Source organism: Bradyrhizobium genomosp. III (assembly GCF_000261705.1).
Classification (GTDB): domain Bacteria; phylum Pseudomonadota; class Alphaproteobacteria; order Rhizobiales; family Xanthobacteraceae; genus Bradyrhizobium; species Bradyrhizobium ottawaense.
Genome location: NZ_AJQF01000441.1, coordinates 1 through 782, shown reverse-complemented (window position 1 = coordinate 782; position 782 = coordinate 1). Strand labels below are relative to the sequence as shown.

Annotated in this window: 1 protein-coding gene; it reads left to right on the top strand. The window is 64.8% G+C overall.

The genetic code is table 11. From position 1 onward, the window contains the following. Positions 1–730: EAL domain-containing protein (locus tag IC66_RS0135055; RefSeq protein WP_157158144.1), on the top strand; the 730-nt coding region annotated here is incomplete at its 5' end. Positions 731–782 lie beyond the last annotated feature (52 nt).

Below are 782 nucleotides of genomic sequence, written 5' to 3'. Positions count from 1 at the left end.
CCTCCCCCAGCCGATCGTGCGGCTCGAGGATCGTTCGGTCGCGGGCTTCGAGGCGCTGGTGCGCTGGGATCACCCGAAGCTCGGCCGCATGGCACCCTCGGAGTTCATCACCATCGCCGAAGAGACCGGCCTGATCGTCGACCTCGGCATGTTCGTGCTCGACCAGACCGCCAAGCAGCTCTCGATCTGGCAGCGCGCGATGCGCTCACGCGAGCCGATCTTCGCCTCGGTCAACGTCTCCTCGCGGCAATTGCTGCGGCACGATCTGATCCACGACATCCGCACCGTGCTGTCCCGCTCCTCGGTGGCGCGCGGCACGCTCAAGCTGGAATTGACGGAATCGCTGGTGATGGAGAATCCAGAGCACGCAGCGCAGATGCTGACGCGGATCCGCGAGCTCGGCACCGGGCTCTCGCTCGACGATTTCGGCACCGGTCATTCGTCACTGGCCTATCTCCAGCGCTTCCCGTTCGACACCATCAAGATCGACCAGTCGTTCGTGCGCACCACCAATCGCGGCACGCGCCCGGTGATCCTGAAGTCGATCATCGCGCTCGCGCATGATCTCGGCATGGATGTGGTCGCCGAAGGCGCCGAGACCGATTCCGACGCGGTCGAGCTCTACCAGATGGGCTGCGAATACGCGCAAGGCTTTGCCTTCGGCGAGCCGATGGACGCGGACGCCGCGATGCGGCTATTGACCGAAGTGCGGCTCGAAGCGGCGAGCTGAACTCGCCGCGCGTCCGGTATCGTAGCAACCATTAAAGCACGCCCGATTTCCG